This is a genomic window from Streptomyces sp. NPDC102258, assembly GCF_055584685.1.
The window spans coordinates 116,779-131,649 of record NZ_JBVJLO010000012.1 but is presented as its reverse complement, the minus strand read 5'-3'; the positions used below and the strand labels follow the sequence as shown (position 1 = coordinate 131,649).

Here is a 14,871-nt window from a genome sequence, read left to right as displayed (position 1 = left end):
TGCGCCGACGGCTGCTCCACGGACGCACGCGCTACCTTCCTGTCAGGCGGGACGGGAGGAGCCGGGGCGTGGGGATCGAGAGCGACCATCTGGTCTACGAATACTTGAGCCGGGTCGGGGACTTGGCGCAGCGGCGGCAGTTGTCGTCGGGGGAGCGCATGCGGCTGGTGTCGGGGCTGCGGGACGAGATCGAGCGTCGGCGCGCCAAGTACGATCCGGACACTCCGGCGGCGGTACGGCGCATCCTGCAGCGGATCGGCACGCCGGAGGAGGTCCTGGACACCCTGGACACACCGGCGGCGGCGCCGGCCCCCGGGCCGGTGCCCGCGCCGGCCGTCCCGGTACAGCGGCGCAAGCAGCCGCCGCCCCCCGTCGAGGAGCCGCGGAACGTGCCGCCGCATCTGGCCGGGCTCGACGAACTCGGCCCCGACGGTGGGGTCGACCCCGACTGGTGGAGCCTCGCGCCGGGCGGCGGCCGGGGGGCGGGGCCGCAGGTGGAGGGCTTCGCGGGCGGCATCGAGCTCCCGGACTTCCTCAAGGAGCCGGAGGCTGACGCGGCCCCGCCGGAGGAGAAGCCCCCGACGCAGCCGCCACCGCCATCCCGCCGCCTGGCCGCCTTCGTCCGGGCCCGCCGCGAACGCCGGAAGGCCGTGGCCCCCGTCGCGGTGGTACCCGAGGCCCCCGCCGGCCGGGTCCGCCGCTGGCACCCGTTCCTCCTGCTGGCGGCGGCGCTGATCGCGGCGGGGGCGCTCAGCGGGTACTGGCTGCTGCTCGGCGCCGGCTGGCTGCTGGCGTACGCCTCGCGGGTGCTGGGGCCGCGGGAGCGGAAGTGGGCGCTGCTGGGGTTGCCCGCCGCGGTGTTCGCGGCCGGGCTGCTGTGGCTGTGGGGCCGCGCGGGGGGCAACTGGGGCGCCCCCCTGCCCCACGACCAACTGGGCCCCGCCTTCCAGTCCCTATGGCTCCCCCTGGCCCGCACAGCCGCCCTCACCACCACCACCTACCTCACCTGGCGCGCCCACCGCCACTAGCCCCCGGCACGCCGCACCCGACCAGGACCAGCCCCCGCGCCTCAATCGCCGGCGGGGCGGGATGGTGGCTGGGCGGCCCGTTCGCCTTGCGCGCCGTTGCCGGGGGCCAGCCCCCGGACCCCCGCGCCTCAAACGCCGGCGAGGCTGGATATGGGGGCTGCGTCGCCTAATCGCCTCAATCGCCGGCGAGGCTGGATGGCGGCTGAGCGCCTCGTTCGCCCGGCGCGCCGTTGCCGGGGGCCAGCCCCCGGACCCCCGCGCCTCAATCGCCGGCGGGGCTGATTTTTGCCGGTCGGGGTCGGCAACTTCAGCCTCGCCGGCGTTTGAGGCGCGGGCGCGGAGCGCCGTGTGGTGACGTGCACCGGAATGGGTCCGGGCGGAGCCCGGGGAACGGTGGAAGGGCGGGGAGGGGCAGGCTCCGCGCAGCGGCAACGCGCCCGCAGGCGACGACCGGACAGCGGCCAGGGGCAGCGGCCCCGCCCGGCGGGCCGACGGACGGAGTCCGGCGCAGCGCGCCGAAGCCCGGGAAGCGCGCCAGCGCTGAGCGGTGCGAGGGGCGCGTCAAGAAGGAGCAGGGCTGGCGTGGCGGCGGGCGCGGAGGGCCAGGCTGAGGGAGAGGACCGTTTCGGGGTCGTCCAGGTCGGCGCCGAGGAGTTCCGAGATGCGGGCCAGGCGGTTGTACAGGGTCTGGCGGTTCAGGTGGAGCTCGCGGGCCGTCTCCGCCTTGCGCCCCGCGTGGGCCAGGTACGTCTCCAGCGTGGGGAGGAGAGGGGGCCGGGACGCGGCGTCGTGCACCCGCAGCGCCCCGATCGCGCGGTCCACGAACGCCGCCAGGTCGGGATGCTCCCGCAGCCGCCAGAGCAGGAGGTCGATGTCCAGGCGGCGCGCGTCGTACCAGGGCCGGGCCGGCAGGCCGTGGGCCGCCGTCGCCGTCTCCGCCGCGTGCCGCAGCCCCGCCGAGGCCGCCGCCCAGCTGCCCGAGACGCCGACGACCACCGCCGGCGGAGCCCCGGCCCGCTCCAGCCCGGCCCGCTCCACCCCGGCCCGCAGCGCCGCCGCCACCCGGTCCGCGACGGCCGCCCGCTCCGACTCCGCCCGCAGCGACACCAGCAGAGGCACCCGCCCCTCCACCGGCCGTACGCCCAGCAGCACCGGCACCCCGACCGACGACAGTTCCTCCAGCACCGCCCGGGCCAGCACGGCCCAGTTCCCCGCCGCCCCCAGGTCCGACGACAGCCGCATCACGATCGGCAGCAGCGGCCCCGCCCCCGGCCGGAAGCCCAGCACCCGGGCCTGCGCCGGGGCGTCCTCCGCCGAGATGCGCCCTTCCGCGAGGTCCGTCAGGAAGTCGCCCCGGCCGCGCGCGGCCAGCTCCTCCTCCTGCCGCGCCTGCATGAGCACCACCGCCAGCACCCCGGCCGTGCGCTCCGCCGCCATCCGGTGGACCGGCAGCAGCGGCGCCGACACCCCGGCCAGCACGACCCGCGCCCGCACCGACCCGGTGCCGTGCCCGCCGCCGGGTACGTCGACCACGACCGCCGCCGCCGAGGGCTCGGCCTCGCGCTGCCCCCGCAGCCCCTCCCACACCTGGAGCGGATCGGCGGCCGCGTCCCCGGACACCGGGGAGGCCGCGTACAGCAGCTGTCCGTCGGGGGTCTCCAGGAAGACCGGGTTCGCGGTGAAGTCGGCCAGGATCCGCAGCACCTGCGGGATCCCGCCGCCCCCGAGCAGGGCCTCCGTACAGCGCCGGTGGACCTCCTCGGCCCGCTGGAGCAGCGCGTAGTGCCCGTTGACGATCTCGGTGTGGACCTCTTCGGTCACCGCCACGAACGGCACCTCGCGGTGCAGCTGCACCAGCGGCAGCCCCGCCGCCTTCGCCGTCTCCACGAGGGTGGCCGGCAGCCGCGTGAACCGCGGGCCCAGCTCCACCACCAGCGCGGCGATCCCCCGGTCCGCGAGGCGGCGTACGAAGGCCCGCTGCTCGGCGGGCCGGGTGCCCAGCCCCAGACCGGTGGTCAGCAGCAGCTCCCCGCCCTTGAGGAGCGAGGCGATGTTCGGGACCTCCCCGGCGTGCACCCAGCGGACGGTCCGGCCGAGCCGGTCGGCGCAGGCCACCACCTCCGGCAGACCGCCGCGCAGCCCCGGCAGCTCCAGCGCCCGCTGAACCGTGATCCCGCCCTGGTTTTCCATGTCGGGACGCTACCAAAGGGTCAGGCGGGCTTGATGTTGTGGTTGAACCGGAAGACGTTGTCCGGGTCGTACTCCCGCTTCACCGCGCGCAGCCGGCGCAGGTTCTCCTCGCCGAGGCCCGCGACGACCCGGTCCGCGCCCTCGTCGCCGAGGAAGTTGAGGTACACCGCCCCGCTGCTCCAGGGCCGTACGCCGGCCCGTACGTCCTTCACCCACTCCCGGCACCGCTCGTCGTCGGCCGGGTCCTCCCAGATGGCGAACGGGTGCACCGCCCAGGGGGAGTCCCGGTACGGCACCGGGTAGCCGTCCTTCGCCTCGGCGATGGCCCCGCCCAGCGGGATGAGGAGGTGCTGGGCGCCGGTGGGGACCGGCATGGACCCGGCCGCGGCGCAGAAGGCGGCCACCGCCTCGTCGGGCAGGCCCGTCAGGTACTCGGCGGACCAGTGGTTCCGCAGGCCCGGCGGGTCGTCCATCATGCACTGGAGGTCGGCGTACGGGATGGCCGTGACGAGTTCGGCCTCGTGCGGCACCGCCAGCAGCGGCGCGGCCAGCCGCCGCAGGCCCTCCTCGGGGCCGGCGTAGGTCACCAGGACCGCGCAGAGCTTGTCGCCGACCAGCTCCGGCGGGACGAACGGCGCGGGCGGGGCCGTCAGGTAGATCACGCAGCCGCTCGCCTCCCGCGGCCCGGACCCGATGAGTTCCCGGTACAGGGCGGTGATCTCGGGGCCCCGCTCGGGGGCGTACATCAGCATCGCGATCGACATAGCGGGCAGGTCGTGCAGCCGCAGCGTCAGCGAGGTGACGACTCCGAAGTTGCCGCCGCCGCCGTGCAGGGCCCAGAACAGCTCCGGGTGCTCCTCGGCGGTCGCCGTCACGCGGCTGCCGTCGGCGGTGACCACGTCGGCGCCGATGAGGTTGTCCACCGCCAGGCCGAACGCCCGGTCCAGCCAGCCGGAGCCGCCGCCGAGCACGAACCCGCCGACGCCGGTGGTGGAGGCGCGGCCCCCGGTGGTGGCCAGCGCGTGCGGCGCGCAGGCCCGGTCCAGGTGGCTCATGGTGGCGCCGCCGCCGACCCGGACCGCCTTGGCCGCCGGGTGGACGGTCACCTCGTGCATCCGGCGCAGGTCCACGACCAGCGCCCCGTCGCCGAGGGCCATGCCCGCCACGCTGTGGCCGCCGCCGCGTACCGCGATCTTGAGGTCGAGGTCACGGGCGAAGCGGACCGCCGTGGCCACGTCCGCCTCGCTCTCGCACTGGGCGATCACGGCGGGCCGCCGGTCGACCAGGACGTTGAACACGCTCCGTGCCTCGTCGTAGCCCGCGTCGTCGGGGGCGAGGACCGTGCCGGACAGGTCCTCGCGGAGCTCGGCGAGGGCCGTGGCCGCCTTCGAGAGGGGTGGCATGGCCGTCCCCCCTTCCCGTGAGGGGCGTGGGACCCCTCCAGCCTAGGCGCGCCCGTACGGGGCCGCGCGCCGTTCCCGCGCCCCCGTACGTCAGGCCCGTGCCTCAGCCCCCGTAGGCCCCGCTCGCCGTCAGCCGCAGGGCCGTGTCGATCAGCGGGACGTGGCTGAAGGCCTGCGGGAAGTTCCCGACCTGGCGCTGGAGCTTGGGGTCCCACTCCTCGGCCAGCAGCCCCAGGTCGTTGCGCAGGGCCAGCAGCTTCTCGAAGAGCCGGCGGGCCTCGTCGACCCGGCCGATCATCGCCAGGTCGTCCGCCATCCAGAACGAGCACGCCAGGAAGGCCCCCTCGTCGCCCTCCAGCCCGTCGACACCCGCCTCCTCGCCCGCCGTCGGGTAGCGCAGGATGAAGCCGTCCGGGGTCGACAGCTCGCGCTGGATCGCCTCGATGGTGCCGATGACGCGCTTGTCGTCCGGGGGCAGGAAGCCCATCTGCGGGATCAGCAGCAGGGAGGCGTCCAGCTCCCGCGACCCGTAGGACTGGGTGAAGGTGTTGCGTTCCGGGTCGTAGCCCTTCTCGCAGACGTCCGCGTGGATCTCGTCGCGCAGCTCGCGCCAGCGCTCCAGCGGGCCGTCCGCGTCCCCGCTCTCGATCAGCTTGATCGTGCGGTCCACGGCCACCCACGCCATCACCTTCGAGTGGACGAAGTGGCGGCGCGGGCCGCGCACCTCCCAGATGCCCTCGTCCGGCTCGTTCCAGTGGGCCTCCAGGTAGCGGATCAGCTTCAGCTGGAGCAGCGAGGCGTAGTCGTTGCGGGCCAGGCCCGTCATGTGCCCCAGGTGCAGGGCCTCGGTGACCTCGCCGTACACGTCGAGCTGGAGCTGGTGGGCGGCGCCGTTGCCGACGCGGACCGGGCCGGAGTTCTCGTAGCCCGGAAGCCAGTCCAGCTCGGTCTCGCCCAGCTCCCGCTCACCCGCGATCCCGTACATGATCTGCAGGTTCTCGGGGTCGCCGGCCACCGCGCGCAGCAGCCAGTCCCGCCAGGCGGAGGCCTCCTCGCGGTAGCCGGTGCGCAGCAGCGAGGACAGGGTGATGGCGGCGTCGCGCAGCCAGGTGTAGCGGTAGTCCCAGTTCCGGCTGCCGCCGATCTCCTCCGGCAGGGAGGTGGTCGGCGCGGCCACGATGCCGCCCGTGGGGGCGTACGTCAGCGCCTTCAGGGTGATAAGGGAGCGGATCACCGCCTCCCGGTAGGGGCCGTGGTAGGTGCAGTGGTAGACCCACTCCCGCCAGAAGTCGCTCGTCGCCTCCAGCGCCGCCTCGGCGTCCGGGGTCTCGGGCGCGCCCTTGTGGGAGGGCTGCCAGCTGATGGCGAAGGCCATGCGGTCGCCGGGCCCGACGGTGAAGTCCGAGTACGTCGTCAGGTCCTTGCCGTACGTCTCGGTACCCGAGTCCAGCCAGACCGAGTCCGGGCCGGCGACGGCCACCGTCCGTCCGTCGACCTTGTGCACCCAGGGCACGACCCGGCCGTAGCTGAAGCGCATCCGCAGCGCCGAGCGCATCGGCACGCGCCCGCTGATCCCTTCCACGATGCGGATCAGCTGCGGCGCGTGGTCCTCGCGCGGCGGCATGAAGTCGATGACGCGGACGGTCCCGCGCGGGGTGTCCCACTCCGACTCCAGCACCAGCGAGTCACCGCGGTAGCGGCGGCGCGCGGCGCGCGGCGGCTCCGTGCCCGGCGCGAAGGCCGGGCCGATGCGCCAGAACCCGTGTTCCTCGGTGCCCAGAAGGCTCGCGAAGACGGCATGGGAGTCGAAGCGGGGCAGGCACAGCCAGTCCACCGCCCCGTCCCGGCAGACCAGTGCCGCGGTCTGCATGTCCCCGATCAGTGCGTAATCCTCGATGCGCCCGGACACGTTGCTCTCCAGTCGAACGGCCACGTCCGCCCCGTAGGGCGCTTGCATTGCGCTGTCGCGCGGTCTCCTGTGCGCAGGGATCCCCGCGTCGAGCCCTAGATTGCCGGACGTGGCGAGGTTACGCCGTTTGCCGGGCTGCTCGGCGGCGATGTGCAGCGGTATCCGAGCAGGGTATGACGGCACCCTAGTGATCTCCTGAAGTCTTGGGACAATGTGACTCGGCTGAATGGGTGACCTGGACGAATGGCCAGGTCGGAGTGGGTGCCGGGGGTGCGGGAAGGGACCGTGCGCCCCCCGCGCGCCGCGTGCCCGGAGGCGGACCGGCCGAGGCGCTGATAGGCTGGTACCCCGTGGACCGGTGGTCTGCCTGTGCGAATCAGGAGCCCCGAAACCGCAGCTTCGGCGCCCCCTGAGACTCTTTCCGGATCTCCGCGGGCCGGCGCCGGACGCACCTCACCTCGCGACCACGGGAGCCCCCTCTTGGCTATGCCGCCCGCTGCTTTTCGAAACAGCACAGCCATGACGACCAAGCACATCTTCGTCACCGGGGGTGTCGCCTCGTCCCTCGGCAAGGGGCTGACGGCCTCCAGCCTGGGTGCGCTGCTGAAGGCGCGCGGCCTGCGGGTCACGATGCAGAAGCTCGACCCGTACCTGAACGTCGACCCCGGCACGATGAACCCCTTCCAGCACGGTGAGGTGTTCGTCACCAACGACGGCGCCGAGACCGACCTGGACATCGGCCACTACGAGCGGTTCCTCGACGTCGACCTCGACGGCTCGGCCAACGTCACCACCGGCCAGGTCTACTCGCAGGTCATCGCCAAGGAGCGGCGCGGCGAGTACCTCGGTGACACCGTGCAGGTCATCCCGCACATCACCAACGAGATCAAGCACCGCATCCGGCGCATGGCGACCGAGGACGTCGACGTCGTCATCACCGAGGTCGGCGGCACCGTCGGCGACATCGAGTCGCTGCCGTTCCTGGAGACCGTCCGCCAGGTGCGCCACGAGGTCGGCCGCGACAACGTCTTCGTCGTGCACATCTCGCTGCTGCCCTACATCGGCCCCTCCGGCGAGCTGAAGACCAAGCCGACCCAGCACTCCGTCGCCGCCCTGCGCAACATCGGCATCCAGCCCGACGCGATCGTGCTGCGCGCCGACCGCGAGGTCCCCACCTCCATCAAGCGCAAGATCTCGCTGATGTGCGACGTGGACGAGGCGGCCGTCGTCGCCGCGATCGACGCGAAGTCGATCTACGACATCCCGAAGGTGCTGCACACCGAGGGCCTGGACGCCTACGTCGTCCGCAAGCTCGACCTGCCCTTCCGCGACGTCGACTGGACGGTGTGGGAGGACCTGCTGGACCGCGTCCACAACCCCGACCACGAGGTCACGGTCGCGCTCGTCGGCAAGTACATCGACCTGCCCGACGCCTACCTGTCGGTGACCGAGGCGCTGCGCGCCGGCGGTTTCGCCAACCGGGCCCGCGTGCAGGTCAAGTGGGTCGCCTCCGACGACTGCAAGACCCCGGCGGGCGCCGCGGCCGTGCTCGGCGACGTGGACGCGATCTGCGTGCCCGGTGGCTTCGGCGACCGCGGCGTCAACGGCAAGGTCGGCGCGATCACCTACGCCCGCGAGAACCGGATCCCGCTGCTCGGCCTGTGCCTGGGCCTGCAGTGCGTGGTCATCGAGGCCGCGCGGAACCTGGCGGGCATCGAGGACGCCAACTCCACCGAGTTCGACGCCTCCACCCCGCACCCGGTCATCTCCACGATGGAGGAGCAGCTCGCCTTCGTCGAGGGCGCGGGCGACCTGGGCGGCACCATGCGGCTCGGCATGTACCCGGCGAAGCTCGCCGAGGGCTCGATCGTGCGCGAGGTCTATGGCGACCAGGCGTACGTGGACGAGCGCCACCGCCACCGCTACGAGGTGAACAACGCCTACCGCGGCGAGCTGGAGAAGAAGGCCGGCCTGGTCTTCTCCGGCACCTCCCCGGACAACAAGCTCGTCGAGTACGTCGAGTACCCGCGCGAGGTCCACCCCTACCTGGTGGCCACCCAGGCCCACCCGGAGCTCCGTTCCCGCCCGACCCGGCCGCACCCGCTGTTCGCGGGCCTGGTCAAGGCCGCGGTCGAACGCCGGCAGAAGGCCTGACGCTCGGTAACGTAGGCAGCCGGGGTACGGATCATCCGTACCCCGGCTGTCGCACGTTGTGGAGGGCATTGGGCATGGGCAACGTCATCAAGGACACGGCCGAGACCTGGGAGACGCTGGCGCGGCGACGGCCGTTCGAGGGGGCCAAGACTGCCGTGGCCTCCGACCAGGTGCGGATGCCGGACGGTTCGGTCGTCCGGCGCGACTACCAGGTGCACCCGGGATCGGTGTGCGTGGTGGCACTGGACGAGCGGCAGCGGGTGCTGGTGATCCGCCAGTACCGCCACCCGGTACGCCACCGGCTGTGGGAACTGCCCGCCGGGCTGCTGGACGTCCCCGGGGAGAACCCGCTGGGCGCGGCGCAGCGCGAGCTGTTCGAGGAGGCGTACGTCAAGGCCGAGGACTGGCGGGTGCTGACCGACCTCTTCTCCTCGCCCGGCGGCTCCGACGAGGCGGTACGGGTCTTCCTCGCGCGCGGGATCTCGCAGGCCGAGGGGGAGCGGTACGCGGAGACCTCCTCGGAGGAGGCCGACATGGAAATCGAGTGGGTGCCGGTCCCCGACCTGGTCCGGGGCATCCTGGCGGGCGAACTCTCCAACGCGGCGCTGGTGGCGGGCGTCCTGGCCGTGGCATCCGTCCTCGCCTCGGACCCGGACTTCGCCTCACTGCGCCCGGCGCTCGCCCCCTGGCCGGCCCGCCCCTACGAGGCCTGACCGCTCCGGCCGGGCGCGCGGGGGGCGCGGTGCGGGCGGCGTGCCGATAAATAGGCCCATCCGCTGATCCGATCGGGCGATCTGTCCGCCGCGCTCCCCACGGGCCGTCGCTCTGCGTGAACTACGCTCGCAACCCGAAGGCAGCGAGAGGAGCGGATCCGTGGCGGATTTCGTCGGGCGGCGGCGTGAGCTCAAGGAGCTGCGCGAGGACATCGCACGGACCGGGCTCGACACCCTCTCGGGCCGCAAGGCCAAGGCGCCCCGCGCACGGGTGCTGCTCGTCGCCGGACGGCCCGGCTCCGGCCGGACGGCGCTCGCCGAGGCGTTCGTGCGCGAGGTGGCCGACGAATACCCCGACGGCCTGCTCCGGGTGCGGCTGACCACCCCCGGCGGCGAGAGCGTCGCCACCGAGCGGGCGGTGCGCACCCTGCTGGAGGGGCTCGGGCAGCCCACCCCGCCCGGAGCCTGCGAGGACGACCTGAGCGCCGCCCTGCGCGAGGCGCTCAAGGGCCGTCGCGCGATCCTGCTCGTCGACGACGCCGCTGACCCGCACCAGGTCGACGCCCTGCTCCCGGACACCCCCGAGTGCCTGGTCGTGGTCACCGCCGAGGGGCCGCTCACCGGGATCCCGGACGTCCGCCCCTGCACCATCGGCGGGCTCGACACCCCCTCCGCCGTCGAGCTGCTGTCCCGGATCATCGGCGACACCCGCGTCACCGTCGACCCGCGCGCCGCCGAGGGCCTGGCCGAGGTGTGCGGGGGGCAGCCCGCCGCACTGGCCCTCGCCGGGGGCTGGCTCGCCGCCCACCCCAAGGCCGCCGTCGCCGACGTGGCCAAGCAGCTCCACGACATGCCCCCCGGCACCGCCGGCCCGCTCGCCCGTACCTTCCGGCTGGTCTACGAGTCCCTTCCGCAGCCCGCGCAGCGCACCGTACGGCTGCTGCCGCTCGCCCCGGCCGGGATCCTCGACTCGCACACCGCCTCGGCCCTCGCCGGCTGCTCGGTCGCCGCCGCGCAGTCCACCCTGGAGGACTTCGCCGGGCTGGGCCTCGTACGGCACGCGCCCGACGGCCTGTTCCAGCTACCGGGCTGCCTCGCCCCGCTGCTCCAGGCGCTGCTGGAGACCAAGGAGCGGCCCGCCGAGGTGCAGCTGGCCCGGGCCCGGATGCTGGAGCGCACCGTACGCCTGCTCACCTCCTGCCGGGCCATGGCCGAGGACGAGGAGGACCTGCTGCGGGAGCGCCTGGACGGGCTGCCGCGCGCCCTGCGCTTTCCCGACCGGCGCGCCGCCGCCACCTGGCTCGACACCCGGCTGCCCGCGCTGACCGCCGCCGCCCGGCTCGCGGTGGCCGACGGCGGCCTGGACACCCTGGCGCGCAGGCTGGTCGCGGCCCTGGTCCGGGCCCTGGCCGAGCACCGGGGCACGGAGGCCGCCGCCCCCGAGCTGTACGGCCTGCACCGGCTGGTCCTGGACGTCGCCGAGCGCCGCGGCCTGCACCGGGAGCGGGCCGCCGCGCTGCTGAACCTGGCCGACCTGGACGCCGAGACCGGCCGGACCGGGGAGGCCCTGGAGCGCTACCGGGCCGCGCTGGACGCCGGAAAGGCCGCCGGGGACCCGTACGCGACGGGCCGCGCGATGGAATCCGTAGGGGGTGCGTACCAGGAGCTGGCGGACTGGCCGCGGGCCTCCGACTGGTTCGGCCGCGCCCTGGCCCACGCCCTCGCCCGGGGGGAGCGGGCGGACGAGGCCAGGCTCTACGGCCGGCTCGGCAACGTGCACACGTACGCGGGCCGCTACGGGGAGGCGCTGCGCAGCTGGCGCGCGGCCGCCGCGGGCTACCGCAGGCTCGCCGATGTCCCGGGCCAGGCAAAGGCGTTGAGCGAAATGGCGCGGGTGCAGGAGTACGCCGGACGGCCCGAGGAATCGCTGCACACCTGCCGCGAGGCGATCGAGCTCGCGCGCCGGGCCGCGGACCTGCGGCTCCAGGCCGCGCTCCAGGTGCGGCTGGCCGACACGCTGGACCGGCTGGGAGACCCGGCGGCCGCCAGGCTGCACCGGTCGGCAGCCGACAGATTGCTGGGAGATGACCCCGCAGCCTGCGAAATCCGTAGTAGTTCCGACTAAGATTATTCGTTTGCAAGGCTAGACAGCGACTCATCCTTCATTAGACTGGCTTCACCACGTCATCTCGTGGTGCATCCCGTTGCGCGTTCTTGTGGGCGGGTATGTATGGAAGTGCCCCCTAATATCCCCTGAGCCAAGGACCGTGATCGACGATGAAGGTCGGCATCCCCCGCGAGGTCAAGAACAACGAGTTCCGGGTCGCCATCACGCCCGCCGGCGTGCATGAGCTGGTCCGTAACGGCCACCAGGTCGTCGTCGAGCAGAACGCCGGCGTCGGCTCCTCGATCACGGACGCCGAGTACGTCGCCGCCGGGGCCGAGATCCTCGGTACCGCCGACGAGGTGTGGGCGGCCGCCGACCTGCTGCTGAAGGTCAAGGAGCCGATCGCGGAGGAGTACCACCGCCTCCGCAAGGACCAGACCCTCTTCACCTACCTGCACCTCGCGGCCTCCCGCGAGTGCACGGACGCCCTGCTGGAGTCCGGCACCACCGCCATCGCGTACGAGACGGTCGAGCTCGCGAACCGCGCGCTCCCGCTGCTCGCCCCGATGTCCGAGGTCGCGGGCCGGCTGGCCCCGCAGGTCGGCGCCTACCACCTGATGCGCTCGGCCGGCGGCCGCGGCGTGCTCCCGGGCGGCGTCCCCGGCACCCACGCCGGCGAGTGCGTGGTCATCGGCGGCGGCGTCTCCGGCTGGAACGCCGCGCAGATCGCCATCGGCATGGGCTTCCACGTGACCCTGCTGGACCGCGACATCAACAAGCTCCGCGAGGCCGACAAGGTCTTCGGCACGAAGATCAAGACGATCGTCTCCAACGCCTACGAGCTGGAGAAGGCCGTCATCGAGGCCGACCTCGTCATCGGCGCGGTGCTGATCCCGGGTGCGAAGGCCCCGAAGCTGGTCACCAACGAGCTCGTCGCCAAGATGAAGCCTGGAAGTGTCCTTGTCGACATTGCGATCGACCAGGGCGGCTGCTTCGAGGACTCCCGTCCGACCACCCACGCCGAGCCGACCTTCAAGGTCCACAACTCGGTCTTCTACTGCGTCGCCAACATGCCGGGCGCGGTGCCGAACACCTCCACCTACGCGCTCACCAACGCGACGCTGCCCTACATCGTGCAGCTCGCGAACCTCGGCTGGGTCGAGGCGCTGCGCCGTGACCCGGCGCTGGCGCTGGGCCTCAACACCCATGACGGCCAGGTCGTTTACGGTCCGGTCGCCGAGGCGCACGGCCTGCCGACCCTGGAGCTGAACACGCTGATCGGCTGAGCCGTCAACGACTGACGTCAATCTCACGTATCCGGCCGGACCTTGCCCCCGAGGTCCGGCCGGACGCGTTCCGGGCGGCGGCGCGGACCCCGCTCAACTCGCCTCGAACGTAACCCTTTAACCCTTTCGCACACCCGCGAAACTTCGCGGCGACAGCTCGCACGCCCTTGACAGAGTGGTGTTCGGTTGCCGACACAACGCGGCGGGTCCGGTGGATTGTGTTGCCGCTGGGCGGTGACACGCCATAGAGTCGCCAACCGTCGGCATGGTGCCACGCTGACCTATCGATAAGTGTCCTGGTCACGTCCGAGGAGGTAAGACGACTTGTGAATGAGTCGACATTTGCTCCTGGGGGTGGTCGAGCAGACGTGCCTGAGCGGGGACAGAGTCCTGCCGGGCGGGAAGCCGTCGGCTCCGTCGCAGTCCGCACCTTCGCAAACCACCAGCACATGACGACGCCCCGAAAGAGCATGGACGGCCTAGACGTGAACTCCAGGGCCGGCGACCGGAGCGGCGAAAAGCCCACTGGTTTCGCCGACTACGACAACGTGCCCGAAGGGCACTTCTACGACCCCGACGCGGAGTACGAACCGGACCCCGAGTACGCGGCCACCCTCGCCCCCGACGCTGCCCGCCAGCGCCGTGAGCGGATCGGCCCGACCGGACGCCCGCTGCCGTACTTCCCGATCCCGGGCCCGCTGACCGAACACGGTCCCGCGAAGATCATCGCGATGTGCAACCAGAAGGGCGGCGTGGGCAAGACCACGTCGACCATCAACCTGGGCGCCGCGCTCGCCGAGTACGGGCGCCGCGTGCTGCTCGTCGACTTCGACCCGCAGGGCGCGCTGTCCGTGGGCCTCGGCGTGAACCCGATGGAACTCGACCTGACGGTCTACAACCTGCTCATGGAGCGGGGCATGTCGGCCGACGAGGTGCTGCTCAAGACCGCGGTCCCCAACATGGACCTGCTGCCGAGCAACATCGACCTGTCCGCCGCCGAAGTGCAGCTGGTCAGCGAGGTCGCGCGCGAGTCGACCCTCCAGCGGGCGCTGAAGCCCCTGATGGCCGACTACGACTACATCGTGATCGACTGCCAGCCCTCGCTCGGCCTGCTGACCGTGAACGCCCTGACGGCGGCGCACAAGGTCATCGTCCCGCTGGAGTGCGAGTTCTTCGCGCTGCGCGGTGTCGCGCTGCTGACCGAGACCATCGAGAAGGTGCAGGAGCGGCTCAACCCGGAGCTGGAACTCGACGGCATCCTCGCCACGATGTACGACTCCCGTACGGTGCACAGCCGCGAGGTGCTGGCGCGCGTCGTCGAGGCGTTCGACGACCACGTCTACCACACGGTCATCGGCCGCACGGTGCGCTTTCCGGAGACCACGGTCGCCGGTGAGCCGATCACCACGTACGCGTCCAACTCCGTCGGCGCCGCCGCCTACCGCCAGCTGGCCAGGGAGGTGCTCGCCCGGTGTCCCGCCGAGTGAGTCTGCCCGGAGCCGACGAACTGTTCCGTACGACCGGGGGCATGGCCCTCCAGGCGTCCTCGCCGAGGCGGGGCGCCGACGAGGCGCCGGCCGGGGCGGAGCACTCGGCCGCACCGGCGGACGGCACGGCGCGGACCACGGGAGACGCCCGCGGCCGGGAGCCCGGCGACCCTTCGGTGGGCCCGCAGCGCAGGGCGCAGGAAGGTTCTGCCACCGCCGCCGGGGCGTCCTCGCCCCGGTCCGGCAAGGGGCAGGGCCGGGGCGCCAACCGGCGGCCGAGCGGGCGCGAGCGGCACGACGAGAAGATCACGGTCTATGTCTCGGCCGAGGAGCTCATGGACCTGGAGCACGCCCGGCTGGTGCTCCGCGGTGAGCACGGCCTCGCGGTCGACCGGGGCCGCATCGTGCGCGAGGCGGTGGCCGTGGTCCTCGCGGACCTGGAGTCCCGCGGCGACGCGAGCATCCTGGTCCGCCGCCTGCGCGGCCGCTGACCACGACGCCGGGGAGCCGGGCGGGGCCGTACCCGTACATCTCCCCGGGCAGGGCCTAGGCTGCTGGTGGCCGTCCGGCCGTCTTCCGCACCACCCAGGACCG

10 protein-coding genes are annotated in these 14,871 nt (G+C 73.1%); 7 read left to right on the top strand and 3 right to left on the bottom strand.

What is annotated here, in order from left to right; genetic code table 11:
- Positions 1 to 68: 68 nt before the first annotated feature.
- Positions 69 to 1,028, top strand: a complete 960-nt coding sequence (locus tag ACZ6ZT_RS21440) for a hypothetical protein (protein WP_469721225.1) — start codon at positions 69 to 71, stop codon at positions 1,026 to 1,028.
- Between the two features lie 561 nt (positions 1,029 to 1,589).
- On the opposite strand, the gene ACZ6ZT_RS21435 is transcribed toward ACZ6ZT_RS21440, so the two are convergent.
- The 3 genes from ACZ6ZT_RS21435 to ACZ6ZT_RS21425 all read right to left on the bottom strand — a co-directional run bounded on the left by ACZ6ZT_RS21435 (position 1,590) and on the right by ACZ6ZT_RS21425 (position 6,578).
- The gene (locus ACZ6ZT_RS21435; protein ID WP_469721223.1) at positions 1,590 to 3,218 is read right to left on the bottom strand and encodes a PucR family transcriptional regulator; all 1,629 of its coding nucleotides are present in this window, start codon (positions 3,216 to 3,218) and stop codon (positions 1,590 to 1,592) included.
- 20 nt (positions 3,219 to 3,238) lie between these two features.
- On the bottom strand, positions 3,239 to 4,621 hold the full coding sequence (locus ACZ6ZT_RS21430; protein WP_469721221.1) for an FAD-binding oxidoreductase: 1,383 nt from the start codon (positions 4,619 to 4,621) through the stop codon (positions 3,239 to 3,241).
- Between the two features lie 103 nt (positions 4,622 to 4,724).
- Complete coding sequence (locus tag ACZ6ZT_RS21425; protein WP_469721220.1) at positions 4,725 to 6,578, bottom strand: glycoside hydrolase family 15 protein; 1,854 nt, start codon at positions 6,576 to 6,578, stop codon at positions 4,725 to 4,727.
- Positions 6,579 to 7,016: 438 nt separating this feature from the next.
- Here ACZ6ZT_RS21425 and ACZ6ZT_RS21420 point away from each other — a divergent pair, with 438 nt between their 5' ends.
- From ACZ6ZT_RS21420 to ACZ6ZT_RS21395, 6 genes are all read left to right on the top strand, one after another.
- On the top strand, positions 7,017 to 8,684 hold the full coding sequence (locus ACZ6ZT_RS21420; RefSeq protein ID WP_469721417.1) for a CTP synthase: 1,668 nt from the start codon (positions 7,017 to 7,019) through the stop codon (positions 8,682 to 8,684).
- 74 nt (positions 8,685 to 8,758) lie between these two features.
- A complete protein-coding gene (locus tag ACZ6ZT_RS21415) occupies positions 8,759 to 9,397 on the top strand; it encodes an NUDIX domain-containing protein (protein ID WP_469721219.1) in 639 nt (212 codons plus the stop codon).
- A 112-nt stretch (positions 9,398 to 9,509) separates the two neighbouring features.
- A complete protein-coding gene (locus tag ACZ6ZT_RS21410) occupies positions 9,510 to 11,522 on the top strand; it encodes a tetratricopeptide repeat protein (RefSeq protein WP_469721416.1) in 2,013 nt (670 codons plus the stop codon).
- Between the two features lie 152 nt (positions 11,523 to 11,674).
- Complete coding sequence (gene ald / locus ACZ6ZT_RS21405; RefSeq protein ID WP_469721218.1) at positions 11,675 to 12,790, top strand: alanine dehydrogenase; 1,116 nt, start codon at positions 11,675 to 11,677, stop codon at positions 12,788 to 12,790.
- Positions 12,791 to 13,158: 368 nt separating this feature from the next.
- Positions 13,159 to 14,277: a ParA family protein gene (locus ACZ6ZT_RS21400; RefSeq protein ID WP_469721217.1), complete on the top strand. Its 1,119-nt coding sequence runs from the start codon at positions 13,159 to 13,161 to the stop codon at positions 14,275 to 14,277.
- A complete protein-coding gene (locus tag ACZ6ZT_RS21395) occupies positions 14,262 to 14,768 on the top strand; it encodes a hypothetical protein (protein WP_469721215.1) in 507 nt (168 codons plus the stop codon). The genes ACZ6ZT_RS21400 and ACZ6ZT_RS21395 overlap by 16 nt, the downstream gene beginning before the upstream one ends.
- Positions 14,769 to 14,871 lie beyond the last annotated feature (103 nt).

Coding starts and splice junctions, on each gene's coding strand:
- ACZ6ZT_RS21420 (WP_469721417.1), top strand. CDS start 7,017: ATGCCGCCCGCTGCTTTTCGAAACAGCACAGCCATGACGACCAAGCAC.
- ACZ6ZT_RS21430 (WP_469721221.1), bottom strand. CDS start 4,621: ATGCCACCCCTCTCGAAGGCGGCCACGGCCCTCGCCGAGCTCCGCGAG.
- ald (WP_469721218.1), top strand. CDS start 11,675: ATGAAGGTCGGCATCCCCCGCGAGGTCAAGAACAACGAGTTCCGGGTC.
- ACZ6ZT_RS21425 (WP_469721220.1), bottom strand. CDS start 6,578: ATGCAAGCGCCCTACGGGGCGGACGTGGCCGTTCGACTGGAGAGCAAC.
- ACZ6ZT_RS21435 (WP_469721223.1), bottom strand. CDS start 3,218: ATGGAAAACCAGGGCGGGATCACGGTTCAGCGGGCGCTGGAGCTGCCG.
- ACZ6ZT_RS21415 (WP_469721219.1), top strand. CDS start 8,759: ATGGGCAACGTCATCAAGGACACGGCCGAGACCTGGGAGACGCTGGCG.